Origin of the sequence: Dietzia sp. CH92 (assembly GCF_032248695.1) — a bacterium.
Taxonomy (GTDB): Bacteria; Actinomycetota; Actinomycetes; order Mycobacteriales; family Mycobacteriaceae; genus Dietzia.
The window spans coordinates 204,896-227,460 of record NZ_JAVHXC010000006.1; the positions used below are offsets into that span (position 1 = coordinate 204,896).

Here is a 22,565-nt window from a genome sequence, read left to right on the forward strand (position 1 = left end):
CCGCGACCCGCGGGGGCCGGACGTTGACCTCCGTCGACACCCCGTCCCTGCTCGCCTGGTTCGCACGCGCCGGCCGCCCCCTGCCCTGGCGCTCCCCCGACACCGGCGCGTGGGAGATCCTGCTGTGCGAGGTCATGAGCCAGCAGACCCCCGTCGCCCGGGTCGAACCCGTGTGGCGCGCCTGGCTCGACCGCTGGCCCGGCCCCGCGGAACTCGCCGCCGCGGCCCCCGCCGACGTCATCCGCATGTGGGGCAAGCTCGGCTATCCCCGCCGCGCGCTCCGGCTCCGGGAATGCGCACTCGTCGTCGTCGACACCCATGGCGGCCGGGTACCCCACGACGTCGACGAGCTCCTCGCCCTGCCCGGCGTCGGTGACTACACCGCGCGCGCCGTCGCCTGCTTCGCCCACGGACAGCGCGTGCCCGTCGTCGACACCAACGTGCGACGCGTCGTCGCCCGGGCCGTGCGCGGCGACGCCGAGGCCGGCCCCCCGTCCACCCGACGCGACCTCGCCGCCGTGGAGGCCCTCCTGCCCGCCGACCGCGAGCAGGCGGTGGCGTTCTCCATCGCGGTCATGGAGCTCGGCGCGCTCGTCTGCACCGCCCGCTCGCCGCGCTGCGACGACTGCCCGCTGGCCACGTCCTGCGCCTGGCTCGCCGCCGGCCGGCCCGAGTGGGACGGACCCCGCCGCAGGGTTCAGACCTTCGCCGGCACCGACCGGCAGGTGCGCGGTCTCCTCCTCGACGTCCTGCGCGACGGCGACGGCACCGCACCCCGCGCGGCCCTGGACGCCGTCTGGCCCGACCCCGTCCAACGCGACCGCGCACTGGACTCCCTGCTCATCGACGGGTTGGTCGTCCGCGCCGGCGGGCACTACTCCCTCCCCTGACGCCCGGGTGAGGGTAGGCTCACCTGCATGGCAGTCGTGAAGATCAACGCCCTCAACGTCCCGCCGCAGGCCGGCGCCGAGCTCGAGCGCCGCTTCTCCGAGCGCGCGCACACCGTGGAGAACTCCCCCGGTTTCCTCGGCTTCCAGCTGCTGCGCCCCACCGGCGGGGAGACCCGCTACTTCGTGGTGACCACCTGGGAGGACGAGGAGTCGTTCGCCGCCTGGCGCGACGGTGACGCCCGGGCCGCCCACGCCGGCCAGCACGGCAAGCCCGTCGCCGCGGGCGCCGACCTGCTGGAGTTCGACGTCGTCATGGACGTCAAGCCCGCCTCCTGAGCCGACCCGACCCCGCCGCGCAGCCCCGCGAATGGACCGGATCGCCGAGCAACCGTTCGCCATCGCGTTCAGCACCCTGTTCGTGATCGTCATGCTCCGGGCCAACGCCACCTACTGGCTCGGCCGGGGCGCGCTCCGCGGCGGGCGGCTCAGCGAACGCTTCGCGCACCGGCTCGAGGGCCCGACCATGCAGCGCGCCCAGCGCCTGTCCGCCCGCTACGGGGTCGTCGCGGTGCCGCTGTCCTTCCTCACGGTCGGCGTCCAGACCGCCATCAACTTCAGCGCCGGGTTCACGACGATGCCGCTGCGCCGGTACCTGCCCGCCGTCACCGTGGGGTGCGTGCTCTGGGCCCTGTTGTACTCCACCGTCGGCATGGTCGGGTGGGCGGCGATCGCCGCCCTGTGGGACCGCGTCACCGGGTGAGACCGGCGCCGGTAGCGGGTGAGACCGGCGCCGCCCGCGGGTCAGGGCAGCGGCCCGACCACCGGCGCCAGGTCCTCCGCGAACCGGTCGTCGGCGAGCTCCGCGACATCGACCGACTCGATCTGACCGTCCTCGGTGAACACGTCGGCGAGTTCCTGCTCCCGCGCGATCGTGTCGGCCAGCGCCACCGGCTGGCGGGTGCTGCGGCTCTGCGACAGCTGCGCCGCCTCCGGCGTCAGATCCACGGCCTCGCCGTAGAACCGCGCCCACTCCTCCGGGTTCTCCGCGGTCCACGTCCCCGCCTCCGCGAGGCGCACGAGGAAGTCCGCGATCGCCGTCTGCCGACGCGGATCGGCGAGCGCGTCATGCGAGGCGAGGCCGAACCAGAACCCGTTCGAGGCCTCGGCCGCGGTGGTGAGGGTCCGCGTCTCGGAGGTCGTCTGCGCGATCGCCGTGTACGGGTCCCAGATCGCCCACGCGTCGGCGTCGCCGCGCGCGAAGGCCGACCCCGCCTCGGCGGGCTGGAGGAAGACCAGCTCCACCGACTCCGGGTCCACCCCCGCCTTCCGCAGCTGCAGCAGCAGGTGACCGTGGGCGGAGGTGCCCTTGGCGACCAGCACCTTGCGGCCCGCGAGATCGGCGACCGACCCGACGTCGGAGTCCGGGCGGACCAAAATCTGGTCCCCCTCCCCGCCGTTGGCGTACGCGGAGACGATCGACACCCGGGCACCGGCGGCCGCCCCGAACACCGGCGGGGTGTTACCGGTCACCGCCAGGTCGATCTGGCCCGCGTTGAGGGCCTCGACCTGCGGCGGCCCCGAGGTGAACGTGGAGAACTCGATCTCGTACGGCAGGTCCTCGAGCTGCCCGGCGGCGGTGAGGATCGCCTCGGTGCCGCCCTTCTGGTCCCCCACCTTGAGCACGAGGTCCGACAGGCCGGCGAGGTCCACGCGCTCCGGCTCGGGCGCCGCGGCCTCGGAGTCCCGGGTCGCGCACCCCGACACCAGCAGCAGGGCGGCCATGATCAGGGCGAACACCCCGACGAGGAGGCCGGAACGGCCCCGGGTCCCGGAGATGACGGTCATATCGAGTAGTCCTCTTCTGTGTGCTCGACGCCCAGTGCGTCGAGGAGTGAACGGCGGTGGTGAGCAGTGGCTCCCCGTCCGCGCGGGTCGTCGATCGTCTCGGTGTGCGCGACCGACCCGCCGTCCAGGACGTGGACCCTGTCGGCCAGGGCGACGGCCTCGTCGACGTCGTGCGTCACCAGCAGCACGCCGAACCCGTGGTGCTCCCACAGCCGCAGCAACAACGTGTGCATGGTGCGGCGGGTCAACGCGTCGAGCGCGCCGAAGGGCTCGTCGAGGAGCAGGAGTTCCGGTTCGGCGACGAGGGCGCGGGCCAGCGACGTCCGCTGCGCCTGCCCGCCGGACAGCTGCCCGGGGTAGGCGTCCCCGCGGCCGCCGAGCCCGACCTCGTCGAGGATGCGCGACACCCTGGAGGCCTTCTCGCCCCGGTCCACCGTCACGCGGTTGAGTCCGTGCAGGACGTTCGCCGCGACGGTCCGCCAGGGCAGCAGCCGTGCGTCCTGGAAGACCACCGACGGGGCGCCGTCGATGAGCACCTGCCCGTCGTAGTCGCGGTCCAGGCCGGCGAGGATGCGCAGCGCGGTGGACTTGCCGCTCCCGCTGCGCCCGAGCAGGGCGACGATGTCCCCGCGGGGGATCTCCAGGTCAAGCCCGTCGAGGACGGTGGTGTCCCCGAAGCTCTTGGTGAGGCCCCGCAGGGCCCCCGCGGGCGCGAGTGTCGTGGTCATGTTCGTGCTCCTGGGACTGGCGGGTCAGCGGTAGTGGCGCAGCGCGCGGGCCTCGGCCACGCGGACGAGTGCGTCCGTGAGGATCCCGAGCAGTGCGTAGACGACGAGGCCGACGATGATCACGTCGATCCGGAAGTAGTCGCGGGCGTTCATGATGAGGTAGCCCAGGCCCGTGGTGGCGTTGAGCTGCTCGGCCACGATGAGGGTGAGCCAGGCGATGGCCAGCGACTGCCGGACCCCCACCAGGACCTGCGGGGCGATCGACGGCAGGATCACCTCGGTGAGCCGCTGCCGCCGCGAGAACCCGAACACCGTGGCCATGTCCCGCAGCTTCGGGTCGATCTGACGCAGGCCCGAGGCGGTGTTGAGGTAGATCGGGAAGACCACGCCGAGGGCGATGAGCAGGACCTTGGGCGCCTCCCCGATGCCGAACCAGAGGATGAACAGCGGGATCAGCCCGAGGTGGGGCAGGGCGCGCAGCATCTGCAGCGGCGGGTCGAGGATCGCGTCCGCGTAGCGGGACGTCCCCACGATCACGCCCAGGACGAGGCCCGCGACCGCACCCAGGGCGAGCCCCTGCGCGACCCGGACGCTCGAGACCGCCAGCGCGTCCACCAGCTCGCCCGACCGCAGGAGTTCGATCGCCGATTCCGCGATGAGCTGCGGCGCCGGCAGGATCCGCTCGGGCAGGATCCCGGTGGCGCCGGCGATCTGCCAGACCACGATCAGCAGGATCGGGCTCAGCCACCGCAGCCACCAGAGCCCGCCCCGGGCTCGTCGTCGCCGTCCCCTTCCCCTCCCCGGCGCCGCAGGCGCGTCGGCGACAGCTGCCGGGACGCCCGGCGCGCCGGGGTCATGGCGGGTCGGCGCCCCCGCGGTCGGGGTGGGTGGGGTCACGATCGTGCTCATCGCGCTGTTCTCCTGGTGTGGGTCACCCGCCGATGGAGGCGGGTACCCGGGTCGGGGTGGTGGACGGTGACGACGACGAGGTGGGGCCCGCGAACGGCACGGAGGCCGTGGACTCAGTGGGCGTATCAGGCGTCCACAGGCCACGTCGGGCGAGCTCGGGCAGGACCCCCTCGCCGAACGAGTACGTCTCCTCGAGGTGCGGGTACCCGGACAGGACGAAGTGGCTCAGCCCCAGCTGCGCGTACTCGGCGATCCGGTCGGCCACCTCCTCGTGGGAGCCGACGAGCGCCGTACCGGCGCCGCCTCGTACCAGCCCGACCCCGGCCCAGAGGTTGGGGTAGATCTCCAGCGAATCCGTCCGGCCGCCGTGGAGGTCGAGCATGCGCCGCTGCCCCTCGGACTCGGACGAGGCAAGCGAGGCCTGGACCCGGGCGACGTCGGCGGGATCGATCCCCGCGAGCAGGCGCTCGGCCTCCGCCCAGGCCTGCTCGGAGGTGTCGCGCGAGATGACGTGCAGCCGGATGCCGTAGTCGAGCTCCCGCCCCTGCCCGGCCGCGGCCGCTCGCACGCGGTCGAGCTTCTCCGCCACCGCCGCAGGGGGCTCCCCCCACGTCAGGTAGGTGTCGGCGTGGCGGGCGGCGACACGGATCCCCGCCGCGGAGGAGCCGCCGAAGAAGATGGGCGGGGACACCTCGGGGCGGCGTCCGAGCACGGCGTTCTCCACGGCGAGATGCTCGCCCGAGAACGTGACCGGGTCCGGTGACCCCCAGAGCCGGCGGGTCACCTCGAGGAACTCGTCGGCCCGGGCGTAGCGGGCCTCCTTGTCGAGGAAGTCCCCGTAGGCGCGCTGTTCGGCGGACTCGCCACCCGTGACCACGTTGAGAAGCAGGCGACCGTGGGTCTGCCACTGGAAGGTCGTCGCCATCTGCGCGGCGAGGGTCGGGCTCATCAGCCCCGGCCGCAGGGCCACGAGGAACTTGATGCGCTCACTCGACTCCGCCAACAGGGCGGAGGTCAACAGGGCGTCCTCGCACCAGGCGCCGGTCGGGGTGAGCAGCGACTCGAAGCCGTTGTGCTCCGCGGCCGCGACGATCTGCCGCAGGTACGGCAGCGTCGCCGGGCGGTCCCCCGACATGAACGTGCCGTGGCCGCCCGCGACGAGGTTGCGCGAGTCCCCGTAGGTGGGAAGGAACCAGTGGAAGTGGAGATCCCCGCTCGCGGTGGTCGGCTGGGACTGCTGGGTGGTCACGGGTGACTCCTCGGCATCGGGTGGGTCGGACCGGCCCATCCTCAGGGCGCGGATCGCCGGCTCGCCAGAATTCCGTCCACCGTGATCGAAACCCATAAACCAAGTAGACAGATCGGTCTATGGTTTGTGCTACCGTGTGCGCATGAGACCCGAGGCAACTGCACCTGACCTGCGCATCTCCGACGTGAGCTCCGCCCGGGTCATGCGTGCGATCCGGTTCCGCGGGCCCGTGTCGAGGCCCGAGATCGCATCCACGACAGGCCTGTCGGTCGCCACCGTCGGGCGGGCGACCTCGGCCCTGCTCTCCGCGGGGGTCATCCGCGAGCGTCCCGAACTGATGCACGACGGCTCGGTGGGACGCCCCAGCGTCCCCCTCGAGATCGATCCGTCCGGGCCGGTGACCGTGGCCGTCCACATCGGCCTGCTCCGCAGCGTCGTCGCCGTCTGCGACCTCGGGTGCCGGATCCTGTCCGAGCACTCCGTCCCCACCCCCGGCCGGGACCCCGAGGAGATCGTCGACGTCCTCACGGCCGCCGCCTTCCGCCTCCTGGACGGCCATCGCGACCGCACGCTGGTGTGGGGCGGGGTGGCCACCGCGGCCCGGCTCACCGGCCCCGGCCGCATCGACCACGATCTGCTGGGCTGGACGGACGTGCCCGTCACGGACCTGTTCGCCGACCGCCTGGGCGTGCCGTTCTCGGTGGCGCCGCACGTCGAGGCCATGGCGGCCGCCGAGCTGCTCGTCGGCCACGAGACCCACCGCGGCACGACGCTCGTCGTCTACGGCCGTGAGCACCTGGGGTCCGCGCTGGTGATCGACGGGGCCGTCCACCAGCCCCGCGCGGGCTCGCCGGATCTCGCACACCTGCCCGTCGGCCCCACCACGTACCTCGACGACCGGGGTGCCGGCCTGCTCGACGTGGTGAGCGACTCCGCCCTGGTGCGGGCGGCCGCGCTCCACGGGATCTCCGTGTCGACCGTCGCGGAGCTCGCCGCGAGGGCACGACACGACGCCGCGGCGGAGGCCATCCTGGTCGAACGCGCCACCGTCCTCGGCGGGCTCGTCGGCATCGTCTCGGCGATCACCCGCCCCGACTCGGTCGTCCTGTGCGGCCAGGCGTTCACCGATCACCCGAGGTACCTGGCCCCTCTCATGAGGGCGACCCGCGAGACGCGGCTCTCCGGCGGACTGCCGGATCTGCGGGTGTCGACCGCCGGCAACCGCATCCAGCAGTTCGCCGCGATGGCCGTGGCCCTGGACGCCATCTGCGCGGACCCGACCTCCTTGTTGACGGAGCGCCTCTGCACGGCCTCCTGACCGGCCCCACCCGTCGACGCGCCGCCGCCGCGTACGGCATTCCCCTCACCACGAGCGGAACAGTCGACACCCGGACCACCCGAAAGCAGACTGCTCGCATGTCAGAACACCACTCGCTGTCCGTGTCCCAGGCCTCCGCCTCCAGGGAGGTCCACCGCCGTGCGATGCGGATGCATCCCGCCGGCGTCACCGTCATCACCCTCGACGGTCCGGAGGGCCCGGTCGGCTTCACCGCGTCCTCGCCGTCGAGCCTGTCGGCCGAGCCGGCGCTGCTGAGCTTCAACGTGGGGATCTCCTCGTCGAGCCTGGGCGCCGTGCTCGAGGCCCGGACCGCCGTCATCCACCTCCTCGGCGAGGACGACCAGCCGCTCGCGCTGAGGTTCGCGGGCCCGTCGCACCGGCGCTTCGCCGACTCGGCCCTGTGGACCCGCGCGGAGACGGGCGAGCCGCTTCTCCACGGTGGTCGGGCGCGACTGCGCGTGGCGCTGGACCGCCTCATCCCGGCCGGGGACCACGTCCTCGTGATCGCCCGGCTGCTCGACGCCTGGTTCGACGACGCCCCCTCGGACCCGCTCGTCATCGTCGACGGAGCCCTGCGACCGATCCCCGGGCACGACGACTGACCCGCGGCTCGCGGGGACCGGTTCCCACCCCGCACACCGGAACGACGAGAGGGCCCCCGCCGTGTGGCGGGGGCCCTCTCGTCGGTCAGCCGCGGGGGTCGGCTCAGGAGGTGGCCGGAGCGGCGCCGCCGCCGCTGCCGGCGGGGCCGCCGGTGGACCCGCCGCCGAAGCCGCCCGTCGCGGGCGGGAGCGAGTCGCCCGGACCGGCCTCACCGGTGGGCGCGACGCTCGCGGTGATCTCCTCGCCCTCGCGGTCCTGCGGGGCGTCCGGGCGCGGCGCACCGGAGAAGGTGAACTTGGCGTCCTCGGTGCGCTCGGACTCGCCGTCCCAGCCCTCGACGTCGACCGTCACCAGCTCGCCGGCCGCGACCTCGCCGAAGAGGATCTTCTCCGACAGCGTGTCCTCGATCTCGCGCTGGATCGTGCGACGCAGCGGCCGCGCACCCAGGACCGGGTCGAAGCCACGCTTGGCCAGGAGCTCCTTGGCACGTTCCGTGACCTCGATGTCCATGTCCTTGGCCTTGAGGGCGGAGCGGACGCGACCCACCATGAGGTCGACCATCTGGACGATCTGCTCCTTGGTGAGCTGGTGGAACACCACGATCTCGTCGATGCGGTTGAGGAACTCCGGGCGGAAGTGCTTCTTCAGCTCGTCGTTGACCTTCTGCTTCATCCGCTCGTAGGCGTCCTCGGTGTTGTCGGAGGACTGGAAGCCCATACCCACGGCCTTGGAGATGTCCCTGGTCCCGAGGTTCGAGGTGAAGATCAGCACGGTGTTCTTGAAGTCCACCATGCGGCCCTGACCGTCGGTGAGACGGCCGTCCTCGAGCACCTGGAGCAGGGTGTTGTAGATCTCGGAGTGGGCCTTCTCGATCTCGTCGAACAGGACCACCGAGAACGGCTTACGCCGCACCTTCTCCGTGAGCTGGCCACCCTCCTCGTAGCCGACGTACCCGGGGGGCGCGCCGAAGAGCCGCGAGGCGGTGAAGCGGTCGTGGAACTCGCCCATGTCGATCTGGATGAGCGCGTCGTCCTCGCCGAAGAGGAAGTTCGCGAGCGCCTTGGACAGCTCCGTCTTACCGACACCCGAGGGGCCGGCGAAGATGAACGAGCCCGAGGGACGCTTGGGGTCCTTGAGGCCCGCGCGCGTCCGGCGGATGGCCCGCGAGACCGCCTTGATGGCGTCCTCCTGGCCGATGATCCGCTTGTGCAGCTCGTCCTCCATGCGGAGCAGACGGGTGGTCTCCTCCTCGGTGAGCTTGAAGACGGGGATGCCGGTCCAGTTGCCCAGGACCTCGGCGATCTGCTCCTCGTCGACCACGGCGGCGACGTCCATGTCGCCCGCACGCCACTGCTTCTCGCGCTCCGCGCGCTCGGCGATGAGCTTCTTCTCCGTGTCCCGCAGGCCGGCGGCCTTCTCGAAGTCCTGCGCGTCGATCGCGGACTCCTTCTCGCGGCGGGTCTCCGCGATCTTCTCGTCGAACTCGCGCAGGTCCGGCGGAGCGGTCATCCGCTTGATGCGCATGCGGGCGCCCGCCTCGTCGATGAGGTCGATCGCCTTGTCCGGCAGGAACCGGTCGTTGATGTACCGGTCCGCGAGCTGGGCGGCGGCGGCCAGGGCCGCGTCGGTGATCGTGACGCGGTGGTGGGCCTCGTAGCGGTCGCGCAGACCCTTGAGGATCTCGATGGACAGCTCGACGCCCGGCTCGGGCACCTGCACGGGCTGGAAACGACGCTCGAGGGCGGCGTCCTTCTCGATGTGCTTGCGGTACTCCTCCAGCGTGGTGGCGCCGATGGTCTGCAGCTCGCCGCGGGCCAGCTTGGGCTTGAGGATCGACGCGGCGTCGATCGCGCCCTCGGCGGCACCCGCGCCGACGAGAGTGTGGATCTCGTCGATGAACAGGATGATGTCGCCGCGCTGGTTGATCTCCTTGAGCACCTTCTTCAGGCGCTCCTCGAAGTCACCGCGGTAGCGGGAGCCGGCCACGAGCGAACCCAGGTCCAGCGAGTAGAGCTGCTTGTCCTTGAGCGTCTCGGGGACCTCGTTGTTGACGATGGCCTGGGCGAGACCCTCGACGACCGCGGTCTTGCCCACGCCGGGCTCACCGATGAGGACCGGGTTGTTCTTGGTGCGCCGGGAGAGCACCTGCATGATGCGCTCCACCTCCTTGGCGCGACCGACGACCGGGTCGAGCTTGCCCTCCATGGCGGCCTGGGTGAGGTTGCGGCCGAACTGGTCCAGGACCGTCGACGACGACGGCGTGCCGGCCTCGCGTCCACCGGTGCCCGCGGGCGTGCCCGAGGCCTCGGCCTCCTTGCCCTGGTAGCCGGAGAGCAGCTGGATGACCTGCTGGCGGACGCGCGTCAGGTCGGCGCCGAGCTTGACCAGCACCTGGGCCGCGACGCCCTCGCCCTCACGGATGAGGCCGAGCAGGATGTGCTCGGTCCCGATGTAGTTGTGGCCGAGCTGCAGCGCCTCGCGGAGGCTGAGTTCGAGCACCTTCTTCGCACGCGGCGTGAACGGGATGTGCCCGCTGGGCGCCTGCTGGCCCTGGCCGATGATCTCCTCGACCTGGCTCCGCACCGCCTCGAGCGAGATCCCGAGGGACTCGAGGGCCTTTGCTGCTACTCCCTCACCCTCGTGGATGAGGCCGAGCAGGATGTGCTCGGTGCCGATGTAATTGTGGTTGAGCATCCTGGCCTCTTCCTGGGCCAGGACGACGACGCGACGCGCGCGGTCGGTAAACCGTTCGAACATCGTGCTACCTCACATTCCTCGGGTTTTCACCACTGTAGTGGCCCGGTCTGACGACCGGAGCCACAGGAGTGGCAGTCGGCCCGTCATGACTGTGCAACGCGGCAGGTCGGGGAATCATTGCCGATCCGTGTACGCCGTCAGCGAACGCCCCCGCGGAGGCCGGTTCCACGGGCATCTAGGGTCGTCGCCATGGTGCACACGAGCGGCGACGGGGGCGCGGCGGCCGCCTTCGACCTCGCCCGGATCGGCCGCGGACTGCCGTTCGCGCAGGCCCTGCCCGCGCTGCGCGAGGCCCTCGCCGCGGCCGGGGCCGCGGTGGTGCAGGCCCCGCCCGGCACCGGCAAGACGACGCTGGTGCCGCCCGCCGTCGCCGTGGCCGACGGCGTGTCGGGACGCGTGGTCGTCACCCAGCCGCGTCGCGTCGCCGCCCGCTCCGCCGCGCGGCGACTGGCCACCCTGACGGGCACGCCCGTCGGGGAGGTGGTCGGATACTCGGTGCGGGGCGATTCCCGGGTCGGTCGGGACACACGCGTCGAGTTCGTGACGCCGGGTGTGCTCGTGCGGCGGCTGATCGCCGACCCGGACCTGCCGGGGGTCGGGGCGGTGGTGCTCGACGAGGTCCACGAACGTGACGTGGAGTCCGATCTGGCGTTCGCGCTGCTGTGCGAGCTCCGCGAGCTGCGCGACGACCTTCCGGTGGTGGCGATGTCGGCGACCGTCGAGGCCGGGCGGTTCGCGCGGCTGCTGGGCGGGGCCGGAGCGGGCGCGGGCACGGGCGGCGACCCGGCCGCCCCGGTCGTCGACGTCCCGGCGGTGCTGCATCCTCTGGAGATCCGGTACGCGCCGCCGCCCGTGGCCCGCCTGGACGCACGGGGGGTCACCGACGGCCTCCTCGAGCACGTGGCCGACGTGACGGCGGAGGAGGTGCGGGCCTCGGGGGTCGACGCGCTGGTGTTCCTGCCGGGCGTGCGCGAGATCGAGAAGGTCGTGCGCGCGCTGTCCGCCCGACTCGGCGGGGCCGCCGAGGTGCTGCCGCTGCACGGCGGCCTGGAGCCGGCCGCTCAGGACCGCGCGGTCTCGGGCCGTGCGGGCGGCTCGGGCGGGGCGCCGGGATCGGGCGGCGGGACGCGGCCGAGGATCGTCGTGTCGACGGACCTGGCGGAGTCCTCGCTCACCGTGCCGGGGGTCCGGCTGGTCGTGGACGCGTGCCTGAGCAGGGAGCCCCGGCGGGACACCGCGCGGGACATGACGGGCCTGGTGACGGTGTCGGCGTCGCGGGACTCGTGCGTCCAGCGCGCGGGCCGCGCCGCCCGCCTGGGGCCGGGGCGCGCGGTGCGCTGCCTGACCGAGCAGGAGTACGCCGATCTGCCCGCGCACCGCACGGCCGCGATCGCGACGTCGGACCTGACGACGTTCACCCTCGACGTGGCGTGTTGGGGCGCGCCGCGCGGTGAGGGCCTGGCACTGCCGGACCCGCCGCCGGCCGGGGAGCTCGCCCGCGCGGAGGCGGCGTTGCGCGGACTCGGGGCGCTCGACGCCGACGGTCGCGCCACGCGGCGGGGGCGCGACCTCGCGCGCGTGCCCGCCGACCCGCGGCACGCGCGGGCGTTGCTCGACGGCGCCGACCTGCTGAGAGACGCCGGCCCGCCGGGCGAGGCCGGCGCGCCGGGCGCCACCGGGGCGCGGGTGGCGGCCGAGGTGGTCGCGCTGCTCGCGTCGGGCCGGCGCTCCCCCGGCGGCGATCTGGTGGCGGACCTGCGTGCGCTGCGGGCGGGCCGGGCGCCGGAGGCCGCGGCGTGGGCGCGGGAGGCGGCGCGCCTGGAGCGGCTCGCCCGGGGCGGGTCCCGGCGCCAGGGCCCCGGCTCGGGTGGTCCCGGTGACGGGGCTCCCGGCCGCCGGGTGGCGGGGTCGGCCGGGGTGCCGTGGGACGAGGCGGTGGGGATGATCGTCGCCCTCGCGCACCCGGATCGCGTCGCACGCCGCCGCGGCGAGCAGTACACGTTGGCCTCCGGCACGGGCGCGGTGCTCCCGCCCGGCTCCGCGCTCGCCGGGCACGAGTGGCTCGCGGTGGCGGAGGTCGGGCGCGTGTCCGGGCGGGCGGCCGGGCAGGCCGGCGCGGTCATCCGCGCCGCCGCCGCGCTGGACCGACCGGGCGCGGAACGGGCGGCGTCCCACCTGGTCGACGACGACGAGACCGCCGTCTTCGACGGGGGTGCGGTGAGCGGGCGGCGCGTCCGACGGCTCGGGGCGATCCCGCTGTCCTCGACGGCGGTGCGCCCCTCCCCCGCGGCCGCCCGGGAGGCGGTGGCGGCCGCGCTCCGGGCCGGCGGGTTCGCCGCGCTGGGCCCCGGTGACGACGCCGTCCGCCTGTGGTGCCGCCTCGGCCTGGTCCACCGGGAACTCGGTGAGCCGTGGCCGGAGGTGACCGCCGACGGGCTCGTCGCGCGGCTGGACGACTGGCTCGCCCCCGAGATCGACGCCCTCGCCCACGGCTCCCGCCTGGCGGGACGGGACCTCGGCCCGGCCCTACGGCGTCTGCTCCCGTGGCCCGAGGCCGGTCGGTTCGACGAGCTCGCGCCCGACCGCCTGGAGGTGCCCTCGTCGTCGTCGTACCGCGTCGACTACCCCGCGGTGGGGTCCGACGACCCGCCGGTGCTGGCGGTCAAGCTGCAGGAGTGCTTCGGCTGGACCACCTCGCCCCGGATCTGCGACGGTCGCGTGCCCGTGACGGTGCACCTGCTCTCCCCCGCCGGGCGGCCGCTCGCGGTGACGCGGGACCTCGGGTTCTTCTGGCGCGAGGCCTATCCCGGCGTGCGGGCCGAGATGCGTGGCCGCTATCCCCGGCACCCGTGGCCCGAGGACCCCATGACGGCCGAGCCGACCCGGCGCACCAACCGGCGCCGCTGACCCGGGCCGCGGCCCCCGGACCGGGGACGCCGCGGCGCGACGGTGGCCATACTGCGGCTTCTCGCCTACGCTGTGATGGGCATCACATGCGCGTTCCTCGCCGAAAGGGTGATCCCAGTGACCGCGTACACGCCCCCCTCCCCGCACCGCTCCCCCCTGCCGACCCGGACCCCGTCGCGGACGAAGGTCATCCCGCACGTCCGGAACCGGATCGGGGCCCTCATCGCCGTCGCCGGTCTCGGCCTCGCCCTGATCAGCCTCTATCTGCCCTGGTTGAGCACGGCCGGCGGTGACCAGATCACGGCGCTGGGCATCACGGAGATCATCGACGTGCGCAGCGTCGCCCCCGTGCTCTTCCTGGGCCTGGTCGTCCTGCTGTTCCTCGTGGGGGTCTCGGCCGTGACCCGCCTCGGCGCGTTCGCCGCCGCGGGCGCCATCGTCGCGCTGGTCGTGCTGGCCGGCCACCTCGCCTTCGTGTGGACGCTCCTGTCCTCCACCGGTAGCGACGAACCGACCCTGTCCGGCCTGCCCACCGGCGCGTCCGTGACGTTCGGCCCGTGGGTCGCGGCGCTCGGGTTCATCCTCGTCACGGCCGGATCGGCCTGGGCCGCGCGGGCGGCGGACTACGTCTTCCCCGACGTCCACTCCCCGCTCGCCCACGGGGACGGATGAGCCACCGCCGCCCCGGCCGGGCACCGCTGGCGGTTCTCGCCGCCGCGGGCCTCCTCGGCGCGGGGGCGGCGGGGGTCGTCACCGGTGCGACGTCCGACCCGGCACCGTCGGCCGGGGTCCGCCCGGCCGGCGTCACCGTGTCGGAGGCCCCGCCCCGACCCGTGACGGTCGACGAGCAACTGGTGCGCTCCGTGGCCCGGCAGGTCCTGCTGGAACAGGACCGGGACCCCGCCCTGACCGACGTCGACCTCATCGCCCGCGACGTCCTCGCGGCCGCGCCCCCCGATCCCGCCGCGGCGGACCTCCTCACGCGACAGAGCCTCCTGGGCGTCGGCCCCGGACCCCCGGCGGCGCCCGACACCCCCGCGCCGCCGCAGTGCCCGCCCACAGCGCGGGCGTGCGTCGACGTGGACGGCAAGCGCGCCTGGATGCTCGACGGCGGCCGCGTCACCTACGGGCCCGTCCCCGTCACCACAGGCAAGCCCGGGTACGAGACCACCCGTGGCGCGCACCGCATCCTGCGGCACGTCCGGCACGACCACAGCCGCCTCTTCGACTCCCCCATGCCGTATTCGACGTACTTCACCGTCGGGGGCATGGCCTTCCACCAGGGCCGCCTCGACGAACCCTCGCACGGCTGCGTCCACCTCGGCCGTGAGGCGGCCGCGCACTTCTTCGCACACCTCGAGGTGGGCGACGAGATCGTCGCGTTCTGACCCCGGCGCCGGCCGGCCCGGCGGGCGTGACGAACCCGTGTCTGGTCCCGGCGGCCCGGCCGGTCTAGCGTCGTGGACATGACCGGCCCGGCGGCCACCGGCCGCAACGACAACACGGCGCTCCGCCCCGGCGACGCCTCCCCCCGCGAGTGGCTCACGGGGCTCCCCACCGCGCGCCGCACCGAGGACGGCCTGCGACTACTGGAGATGTTCGACGAGGTCACCGGCGCGCAGGCCGTGATGTGGGCCGGGTCGATCGTCGGCTACGGCCACCACCACTACGTCTACGCCAGCGGTCGCGAGGGCGACACGTTCGTGGTGGGCTTCAGTCCCCGCGCCTCGAGCGTGTCGCTGTACGGACTCCTCGGGCCATCCGGCGAGGACGACCTCCTCGCCCGCCTCGGTCCACACAAGACGGGCAAGGGGTGCCTCTACATCACGAGAGTGGACCGCGTCGACGACCGAGTCCTGCGCGAGATGATCGGGGCCGCCTGGGCCCGCCACCGCGACGGGCCCGTCACCTCCTAGTCACGCGGGAGCGGCTTGACCATCGGGAACAGGATCGTCTCGCGGATCCCGAGCCCGGTCAGCGCCATGAGCAGACGGTCGATCCCCATGCCCAGGCCCGTGGTCGGGGGCATGCCCTGCTCCATCGCGGCGAGGAAGTCCTCGTCCAGGACCATCGCCTCGTCGTCACCGGCCGCAGCCAGGCGCGCCTGGTCCTCGAACCGCTGACGCTGGACGACCGGGTCCACCAGCTCCGAGTAGCCCGTGGCCAGCTCGAACCCGCGCACGTACAGGTCCCACTTCTCCGTGACCCCGCGCTCGGTCCGGTGATCGCGGGTCAGCGGGGAGGTCTCCACGGGGAAGTCACGGACGAACACGGGCCCGTCGAGCTGGTCGGCGCACAGGTGCTCCCACAGTTCCTCGACGAGCTTGCCGTGCAGCCACCCCTTGCCACCGGGGACCTCCAGCCCGACCCTGCCCGCCAGTTCGGTGAGCTCGTCCACGGTCGAGTCGACGGTGACGAGGTCCTCGTCGTCGTCACCCACCAGCTCCGGATGCGTCGCCCGCAGCGCCTCGTTCAGCGAGGGGTACATCCGCATCTCGCGCCACGTTCCGCCGAGCTCGTACTCCGTACCGTCGGCGAGCGTCACCGTGGTCGAGCCGAACACGGCGGTGGCGACCTCCTGGATGACCTCGCGGATCATCGTGGCGGACGTGTCGTAGTCGCCGTACGCCTGGTAGGTCTCGAGCATCGCGAACTCCGGGCTGTGCGAGGAGTCCACGCCCTCGTTGCGGAAGTTGCGGTTGATCTCGAAGACCCGCTCGATGCCACCCACCACGCACCGCTTGAGGTACAGCTCCGGCGCGATGCGCAGGTACAGGTCCAGGTCCAACGCGTTGGAGTGCGTGATGAACGGCCGGGCCGCCGCGCCGCCGTGCAGCGTCTGCAGCATCGGCGTCTCCACCTCGAGGAAGCCGCGCCGCTCCAGCGCGTCACGCAGCGCCCGCACCACCTTGATGCGGGTCAGCGCGTTGCGGCGGGCGGTGTCCCGCATGATGAGGTCGGTGTACCGCTGGCGGACCCGCGTGTCCTCGCTGAGCTCCTTGTGCGCCACCGGCAGCGGGCGCAGCGCCTTGGACGCCAGCACCCACTCGTCGGCCATCACCGACAGCTCGCCGCGCTTGGAGCGCACCACGCGGCCCGTCACCGAGACGTGGTCGCCGAGGTCGACGTCCTGCTTCCACGCGTCGAGCCGCTCCTGGCCCACGTTGGCCAGCGACAACATGACCTGCAGCTGCGGGTTCAGCGGCCCCGGCTCCCCCTCCGGCACCGGGACCGACAGGTCCGTCGACGGGTCGATCCCGTCCTGGAGGCGGACGAAGCACAGCTTGCCGGTGTTGCGGACGAACAGCACCCTGCCGGCCACCGACACCACGACGTCGGTCTCCTCCCCCGGCTCCAACGCGGCGAATCGCGGGTCCGAGGTGATCTCCGCGAGCCCGTGGGTGCGGGGGACCTCGACGGGGTACGCCTGCTCCCCGGCGTCGAGGAGGCGCTGCCGCTTGTCGCGGCGGATACGCAGCTGCTCGGGGGTGTCGTCGGAGGGCTCGCCGGTGGCGGCCCCGGGCGCGGCGGGAGTCGAGTCGGTCACGACTGTCGAGGATAGTCGTCCCTAGGCGGCGGGATCGAACCCGTAGCCACCCACCTCGTCCAGTACGTGGAGGTGGAGTCGGTCCGACAGCGCCTCGATCGCGGCGGCCGCCCGCACGCTGTTGCCGTGCTCGTCCAGCCGGGGCGAGTACGCCGCCACGCCGAGCCGCCCGGGGACCACGGCGAACAGGCAGCCCGACACCCCGCTCTTGGCGGGCAGGCCCACCTGGTAGACCCAGTCCCCGGCGGCGTCGTACATGCCGCACGTGAACATCACGCTGTTGGCGTAGCGCACCGCCCGGTGGCCCAGGATCTGGTCGTCGCCGCCTGGTTCCCGCCCCCGGTTCGCGAGCACCGCGGCCATCCGGGCCAGCTCGCGCGTGTCCACGCGGATGCCGCACTGGCGGCCGTACCCGGCCACGACCTCGTGCGGGTCGCGCGCCAGGCTGCCCTCCTCGGCGAGCAGATGGGCCAGGGCCTGGTTGCGGTTCTGGCGGCGGGACTCGATCTCGATGATCTCCTCGTCCACGTCGACGTCCCGGCCCACCAGCCGCGAGAACAGTGCCCGGATCTGTTCGAACCGGGAGTCCTCGTCGTCATCGTCGTCACCGACCAGCGCGTGCGCGGCCAGCGCACCGGCGTTGACGAGGGCGTTGGGCGCGCGGCCCGTGCCGGCTTCGAGGGAGATCTCGTTGAACGCCTCGCCCGACGGTTCCACACCGATGCGGGCGGCGACCTCGTCCACGCCCTTCTGGTCCAACGCGAGCGCGTAGACGAACGGCTTGGAGGCGGACTGCAGGTCGAAGAGCACGTCGGCGTCCCCGGCGGAGACGACCTGACCGTCCATGTCGCAGACCGCCAGCGCGAGGGCGTCGGGATCGGGGTGGTCGTAGTCGCCCAGGTGGGGCACCAGGTCACCGGAGGTGTCCTCGCGGACCTCGTCCAGGATCTCGGCGAGCAGGTCGGCGGAGATGTCCGTCATGGTGCGACCGTACCGGCGCCCGCCCCGCCGCGCTCCCGGTGTGACCGGCGCCCGGTGGGCGACGCGACGGCGCGCGGCGCGTCGGGGTCGGCGCGAGGAGTCAGTGGGCGGAGATGGCGGAGCGCTCGCGCAGGAGGTGCTCGGCCTCGGAGAGCAGGGCGAGGGCCCGGGCCGCGCGGAGCGCCTCGTGGCCACCGTCCACCGCGCGGACCCCGCGCACCCCGCGCGAGTGGAGCTCGAGGGCGAACAGTTCGGCGTCCAGGCCGTCGTCGCTGACCAGGACCACCGGGCGCCGCTCGCGCACCGCGGCGAGGGGCGCGTCCGAGCGGGGGTCGAGCAGGTCCACCACGGGCCGTGCCTCGACGGCGATCGCGCCGGCGAGGACGCCCTGGCGCTCGCGCTGCGCGCGCGAGCGGATGTCCACGACGAGGGCGCCCGCGCGCACGGCTGCGGGATAGTCGGCCGCGGACAGGACGGTGTCGACGCCCGCGGCGGCGCGGTCGGTGGTGTGGAGTGCGGTGCGGATGCTGGAGGTCATGGTGTGCTCCCGGGAGGGGTATCGGTGTGGGACGGGCCGAGGGGCTGCCGAGCCGGGACACCGGTGCTGCACTCGCGCGGATGTCGCCGGGCCGGCCGGGGGCATTCGTCGCGAGGTCATGGCGGCAATAATAGACAGACCGGTCTATCTACCGCAAGGGGGCGGCGCGGAGGACTGGCGCCGGCCGGATAGTTGATGCATCATGTAGAGAGATCGAAGGAGAGACGATGACCCCCTCACCCGCCCGCCAGCCCGCCGCCTTCATCGGCCACGGCGTCCCCCTCAACGCCCTCGAGGTCAACGAGTGGACCCGCCACTGGGCCGCGTTCGGCGACTCGCTGCCCGAACGTCCGCGGGCGGTCCTGGCGGTCTCGGCGCACTGGTACATCAACGCCACGGCCGTCACCGCGATGCGCTCGCCGCGCACCATCCACGACTTCTTCGGCTTCCCGCGCGAGCTCAACGAGTTCGAGTACCCCGCCGCCGGCGCGCCCGAGCTCGCCGCCGAGGTGGCCGAGGTCGTCAAACCGACCTGGGTGGGCGCCGACCATGACTCGTGGGGCCTCGACCACGGCACGTGGTCCGTGCTCGCGCACGTGTTCCCCCACGCGGACGTGCCCGTCGCGCAGTTGTCGGTCGACGCCACCAAGCCCGCGAGCTACCACTTCGAGCTGGGCACCAAGCTGGCCGCGCTCCGCGAGTCCGGCGTGCTGGTCCTGTCCAGTGGCAACGTCGTCCACAACCTCGGCGCGGTGGACCCGTCCCGCGGCAACACCGGCGCCGACTGGGCCCACCGGTTCGACGATCACGCCGAGGACCTGCTCACCTCCCGGCCCGAGGACGCCCTCGCGCTGCTCGAGCACCCCGACGCGCGCGCGTCCGTGCCCACCGCCGACCACTTCCTGCCGCTGCTCTACACCGCCGGGATGGCGGCCGCGTCCGGCGAGCGGCTCGAGGCGTTCAGCAAGGGTTACGCGTGGGGCTCGGTGTCCATGACCAGCTACCGTTCCGCGGCCTGACCCTGCCGGTCCGCGCGGGGTCGCGGGACCGGGCGGTCAGCAGTTGCGGTCGAACACCAGCCGCAGGCCCTCGAGCGCGAGCTCGGGCTCGACGTCGGTGATGGTGCGGGACTCGTCCGCGACGACGTCCGCGCGCAGCCCGGTGAGTACGACCGAGGCGTCGGCGAGCTCGTCGACGTCGGTGCGCATCCGGTCGACGAGGGCGTCGATCTGGCCGGCGAACCCGATCACGATGCCCGCCTGCAGCGCGGCGACGGTGTTCTTGCCCAGGGCGCCGCGGGGCCGCACGACCTCGATCTTGCGGAGGAGCGCCGTGCGGTCGGCGAGGGCGTCCACGGAGATGTCGATGCCGGGCGCGATCGCCCCGCCGAGCAGCTCGCCGCGCGCGGAGACCGCGTCGACGGTGGTCGCGGTGTCGACGTCGACGACGACGACGGGTCCGTCGAACAGGTGGTGGGCGGCCAGCGCGTTGACCACCCGGTCCGAGCCCACCTCCCGCGGGTTGTCGACCTTGAGCGGCACCCCGGTCTTCACCCCGGGCGCGACGACGACGGCCGGCAGCTGCGGCCAGTAGTCGGCGGCCATCCGTCGGAGTTCACCGGTGACCGACGGGACGACGGACATCGCGGAGATCCCGGTGAGCTGCTGCGCACAGTCGCCCAGCAGACCCCGGATCGTCAGGGCGAGCTCGTCGGACGTCACCGCGGGCGAGGTACGCATGCTCCAGGTGCGCTCCAGCGGGCCGCCGCCGGGGTGGAAGACGCCGAGTCGGATGTGGGTGTTACCGACGTCGACGGTGAGAAGCATGTCGGGTCCGCGCCGGTCTAGACGGTGGCCGGCTCGGGGACGCGCGGGTTCTTAAGGCCCGAACCCTCCGGGACGTCCGCGGGGTCCGTCCCCTCGGTCAGCATGCGGTTCTCGCCGTCGACGAACACCACCCGCGGCTTGTACGCGCGGGCCTCGGCGTCGTCCATCTGGGCGTAGGCGATGATGATCACCAGGTCACCGGGGTGCACCAGGTGGGCGGCGGCCCCGTTGATGCTGATGACGCCCGAGCCGCGCTCACCCGTGATGGCGTAGGTGGTCAGGCGCGCGCCGTTGTCGATGTCGACGATGTCGATCTGCTGCCCCTCGAGCAGATCCGCGGCGTCCATGAGGTCGGCGTCGATCGTGCAGGAGCCGACATAGTGCAGGTCCGCCTGGGTCACGGTGGCGCGGTGGATCTTGGAGTGGAGCATGGTGCGCTGCATCTACAGGCCTTCCTTCAGGTCTTCGGCCATCTCGGCCTGCTGGGCGGCGACGGTGGCCTCGGCGGCGGCGAGGAAGCCGGTACCGATGGCCACCCCGACGTTGTCGATGAGTCTGGTGGTCCCGACGCGGGCCGCGACGAGGAGCCGGCCGGGGCCCTCCTCCGGCGGCTCGCCGAGGTCGGCGGCCCGCAGTTCGAGGTAGTCCACGGAGATCTGCGGGCGCTCGGCCAGCACGGCGCGGGCGGCGTCGACGACGGCCTGCCGCCCGCCCTTCGCCGCGAACGTCCCGGCGACGAGGGCGGCGTTGAGGACGGTCGCCAGCTCGCGCTCGTCGGCGGAGAGGTAGCGGTTACGGGAGCTCATGGCCAGGCCGTCGGACTCGCGGACGGTGGGCACGCCGACGATGCGGACGTCCATGTCGAGGTCCGCGACCATCTGACGGATGAGCACCAGCTGCTGGTAGTCCTTCTCACCGAAGAAGGCCTGGTGGGGACGGACGATGTTGAAGAGCTTGTTGACCACCGTGAGCATGCCGGCGAAGTGCCCGGGGCGGGCGGCACCGTCGAGGATCTCCCCCGTCGGCCCCGGCTGCAGGGTGGTGCGCGGGCCGTCGGGGTACATGGCGGCGGCGCTGGGGGCCAGGACGAGTTCCACGCCGGCGTCGGCGAGGCGGGCGACGTCCTCGTCCAGGGTCCGCGGGTACGCGTCGAGGTCCTCGCCGGGCCCGAACTGCAGCGGGTTGACGAAGATCGACACGACCACGACCGACCCCGGCGTGCGGCGTGCGGCCTCGACGAGCGCGAGGTGGCCCTCGTGGAGCGCACCCATGGTGGGCACGAACGTGATCTGCTTACCGACCTTGCGCAGGGACTCGGTGACCGCGCTCAGCGAGGCCGGATCGTGGTGGACGGTCAGCTCGCCGCGGTTGTACCCGGTGGCGGGGCGTCCCGGTACCGCCGTGCGCACCGGGTGGGTCGTGGAGGTCATCGAAGTTGCTCCGTGAGGTCGGGGGCCAACAGGTCGGTCACGTCGGGGCCGGCGCCCACGCGGTCGGCGGTGCGCAGCGCGAGCGCCCGGTACCCGCCCGCGATGCCGCCGTCGACGTCCTCGAGGGCGTCGAGGTGGCGGGAGACGGTGACGGCGTCCCCGCGCATCACGGGACCGGTCAACGCGGAGTCGCCGGAGGCCAGGACGTTGTCGAGGGCCGCCCGCAGCAGCGGCTCGAGCGTCCGCCGGGCGAGGGCTTCCGCGTCCGGTCCGAGCATGCCGTCGGGATCGCCCTCGACCCCGCCCCCGGGCAGGACGGAGAACGAGGCGGCGAGCGCCTCGGCGGCATCGTTGACGAGCGTGACCAGGTGGTTCGCGCCGTGCGCGAGGGCGGCGTGGTAGAGGGCGCGGTGGGATTCGGCGACGGTGACGGGCAGACCCCCGGTCTCCATCACGAGCATCTGGCCCACCACGAGGCCGACCTCGTCCGGCGCCGTCAGGGCCCAGGAACAGCCCTCCATCCGGTCGACGTCGGCGGATCCGCCGGTGAACGTCATGGCGGGGTGGGCCGCCACGACCACGGCCCCGGCGTCGGCGGCCGGGCGCAGCACCTCCGCGCCGACCGCGCCGGCCACGTGGACGACGATGTGCCCCGGACGGAAGGCGTCCGCCTCGGCGAGCTCGGCCACGACGCCCGGCAGCGCGGAGTCGGGCACCGCGAGGATGAGGAGTTCCCCGGCGGCGGCGACAGTGGCGGGATCCGCGATCCGGGCTTCCGGGAGTCGGCGCGCGGCGAGGTCGCGGGACCGCTCGGAGCGCGCGACGAGCGCGGAGACGACATGGCCTCGCCGCTCGAGGGCGGCGCCCACGGCGGTGCCCACGCGGCCGGCGGACACGAGGCCGATGGACAGGCGGGCAGGGGGTGTTCCGGTGACGCCGTGGTCGGACATCTCAGAGGGGCTCCAGTGCTCGATCCGTTCCAGGCCCGCTCACTGATGGCGGGTCCCGGACATCTC

22 protein-coding genes are annotated in these 22,565 nt (G+C 73.3%); 10 read left to right on the forward strand and 12 right to left on the reverse strand.

Features of this window, described 5'->3' with window-relative positions; genetic code table 11:
- Positions 1-23 precede the first annotated feature (23 nt).
- The 3 genes from RWK90_RS13745 to RWK90_RS13755 are packed head-to-tail and all read left to right on the forward strand — an operon-like array spanning position 24 to position 1,650.
- Positions 24-890 (forward strand): A/G-specific adenine glycosylase, encoded by an 867-nt coding sequence (locus RWK90_RS13745; RefSeq protein WP_314038172.1) that lies wholly within the window; start codon positions 24-26, stop codon positions 888-890.
- 27 nt (positions 891-917) lie between these two features.
- The gene (locus tag RWK90_RS13750; protein ID WP_314038173.1) at positions 918-1,226 is read left to right on the forward strand and encodes an antibiotic biosynthesis monooxygenase; all 309 of its coding nucleotides are present in this window, start codon (positions 918-920) and stop codon (positions 1,224-1,226) included.
- A 31-nt stretch (positions 1,227-1,257) separates the two neighbouring features.
- Entirely contained in the window at positions 1,258-1,650 is a 393-nt protein-coding gene (locus RWK90_RS13755; protein ID WP_314038174.1) for a VTT domain-containing protein, read from the forward strand.
- Between the two features lie 41 nt (positions 1,651-1,691).
- On the opposite strand, the gene RWK90_RS13760 is transcribed toward RWK90_RS13755, so the two are convergent.
- The 4 genes from RWK90_RS13760 to RWK90_RS13775 are packed head-to-tail and all read right to left on the reverse strand — an operon-like array spanning position 1,692 to position 5,621.
- The gene (locus RWK90_RS13760; protein WP_314038175.1) at positions 1,692-2,735 is read right to left on the reverse strand and encodes an ABC transporter substrate-binding protein; all 1,044 of its coding nucleotides are present in this window, start codon (positions 2,733-2,735) and stop codon (positions 1,692-1,694) included.
- Positions 2,732-3,463 (reverse strand): ABC transporter ATP-binding protein, encoded by a 732-nt coding sequence (locus tag RWK90_RS13765; RefSeq protein WP_314038176.1) that lies wholly within the window; start codon positions 3,461-3,463, stop codon positions 2,732-2,734. Before RWK90_RS13765 ends, RWK90_RS13760 begins: the two co-directional genes overlap by 4 nt.
- 24 nt (positions 3,464-3,487) lie before the next feature.
- Positions 3,488-4,372 (reverse strand): ABC transporter permease, encoded by an 885-nt coding sequence (locus tag RWK90_RS13770; protein WP_314038177.1) that lies wholly within the window; start codon positions 4,370-4,372, stop codon positions 3,488-3,490.
- Between the two features lie 22 nt (positions 4,373-4,394).
- A complete protein-coding gene (locus RWK90_RS13775; protein ID WP_314038178.1) occupies positions 4,395-5,621 on the reverse strand; it encodes an LLM class flavin-dependent oxidoreductase in 1,227 nt (408 codons plus the stop codon).
- Between the two features lie 142 nt (positions 5,622-5,763).
- Between RWK90_RS13775 and RWK90_RS13780 the strand changes: the two genes are divergently transcribed.
- Positions 5,764-6,939 carry an ROK family transcriptional regulator gene (locus tag RWK90_RS13780; protein WP_314038179.1) on the forward strand — a complete coding sequence of 392 codons (1,176 nt, stop codon included), beginning with the start codon at positions 5,764-5,766 and terminating at the stop codon, positions 6,937-6,939.
- 98 nt (positions 6,940-7,037) lie between these two features.
- Complete coding sequence (locus tag RWK90_RS13785; RefSeq protein ID WP_314038180.1) at positions 7,038-7,562, forward strand: flavin reductase family protein; 525 nt, start codon at positions 7,038-7,040, stop codon at positions 7,560-7,562.
- Positions 7,563-7,665: 103 nt separating this feature from the next.
- On the opposite strand, the gene RWK90_RS13790 is transcribed toward RWK90_RS13785, so the two are convergent.
- Positions 7,666-10,320 (reverse strand): ATP-dependent Clp protease ATP-binding subunit, encoded by a 2,655-nt coding sequence (locus tag RWK90_RS13790; protein WP_314038181.1) that lies wholly within the window; start codon positions 10,318-10,320, stop codon positions 7,666-7,668.
- 189 nt (positions 10,321-10,509) lie between these two features.
- Here RWK90_RS13790 and hrpB point away from each other — a divergent pair, with 189 nt between their 5' ends.
- The 4 genes from hrpB (at position 10,510) to RWK90_RS13810 (ending at position 15,143) form a co-directional block, all read left to right on the forward strand.
- Positions 10,510-13,227, forward strand: a complete 2,718-nt coding sequence (hrpB, locus tag RWK90_RS13795; protein WP_314038182.1) for an ATP-dependent helicase HrpB — start codon at positions 10,510-10,512, stop codon at positions 13,225-13,227.
- A 117-nt stretch (positions 13,228-13,344) separates the two neighbouring features.
- Entirely contained in the window at positions 13,345-13,899 is a 555-nt protein-coding gene (locus RWK90_RS13800) for a hypothetical protein (protein ID WP_314038183.1), read from the forward strand.
- A complete protein-coding gene (locus tag RWK90_RS13805; protein ID WP_314038184.1) occupies positions 13,896-14,615 on the forward strand; it encodes a L,D-transpeptidase in 720 nt (239 codons plus the stop codon). The genes RWK90_RS13800 and RWK90_RS13805 overlap by 4 nt, the downstream gene beginning before the upstream one ends.
- 78 nt (positions 14,616-14,693) lie before the next feature.
- Positions 14,694-15,143 (forward strand): DUF1801 domain-containing protein, encoded by a 450-nt coding sequence (locus RWK90_RS13810; RefSeq protein ID WP_314038185.1) that lies wholly within the window; start codon positions 14,694-14,696, stop codon positions 15,141-15,143.
- Here the strand turns inward: RWK90_RS13810 and lysS are convergent.
- From lysS to RWK90_RS13825, 3 genes are all read right to left on the reverse strand, one after another.
- Positions 15,140-16,774, reverse strand: a complete 1,635-nt coding sequence (lysS, locus tag RWK90_RS13815) for a lysine--tRNA ligase (protein WP_314038186.1) — start codon at positions 16,772-16,774, stop codon at positions 15,140-15,142. The two genes, RWK90_RS13810 and lysS, sit on opposite strands and share 4 nt — an antisense overlap.
- Before the next feature lie 21 nt (positions 16,775-16,795).
- On the reverse strand, positions 16,796-17,755 hold the full coding sequence (gene glsA / locus RWK90_RS13820) for a glutaminase A (RefSeq protein WP_314038187.1): 960 nt from the start codon (positions 17,753-17,755) through the stop codon (positions 16,796-16,798).
- A 100-nt stretch (positions 17,756-17,855) separates the two neighbouring features.
- Positions 17,856-18,293 (reverse strand): rhodanese-like domain-containing protein, encoded by a 438-nt coding sequence (locus RWK90_RS13825; RefSeq protein ID WP_314038188.1) that lies wholly within the window; start codon positions 18,291-18,293, stop codon positions 17,856-17,858.
- A gap of 227 nt (positions 18,294-18,520) precedes the next feature.
- Here RWK90_RS13825 and ygiD point away from each other — a divergent pair, with 227 nt between their 5' ends.
- On the forward strand, positions 18,521-19,312 hold the full coding sequence (ygiD, locus tag RWK90_RS13830; protein ID WP_314038189.1) for a 4,5-DOPA dioxygenase extradiol: 792 nt from the start codon (positions 18,521-18,523) through the stop codon (positions 19,310-19,312).
- 36 nt (positions 19,313-19,348) lie between these two features.
- Here the strand turns inward: ygiD and RWK90_RS13835 are convergent, their stop codons facing one another.
- The 4 genes from RWK90_RS13835 to RWK90_RS13850 are packed head-to-tail and all read right to left on the reverse strand — an operon-like array spanning position 19,349 to position 22,499.
- Positions 19,349-20,119 carry a type III pantothenate kinase gene (locus RWK90_RS13835; RefSeq protein ID WP_314038190.1) on the reverse strand — a complete coding sequence of 257 codons (771 nt, stop codon included), beginning with the start codon at positions 20,117-20,119 and terminating at the stop codon, positions 19,349-19,351.
- Positions 20,120-20,136: 17 nt separating this feature from the next.
- On the reverse strand, positions 20,137-20,562 hold the full coding sequence (panD, locus tag RWK90_RS13840; RefSeq protein WP_314038191.1) for an aspartate 1-decarboxylase: 426 nt from the start codon (positions 20,560-20,562) through the stop codon (positions 20,137-20,139).
- On the reverse strand, positions 20,563-21,549 hold the full coding sequence (panC, locus tag RWK90_RS13845) for a pantoate--beta-alanine ligase (protein WP_314038192.1): 987 nt from the start codon (positions 21,547-21,549) through the stop codon (positions 20,563-20,565). It abuts the gene before it with no gap.
- Positions 21,546-22,499, reverse strand: a complete 954-nt coding sequence (locus tag RWK90_RS13850) for a DUF2520 domain-containing protein (protein ID WP_314038193.1) — start codon at positions 22,497-22,499, stop codon at positions 21,546-21,548. Before RWK90_RS13850 ends, panC begins: the two co-directional genes overlap by 4 nt.
- Between the last annotated feature and the right edge of the window lie 66 nt (positions 22,500-22,565).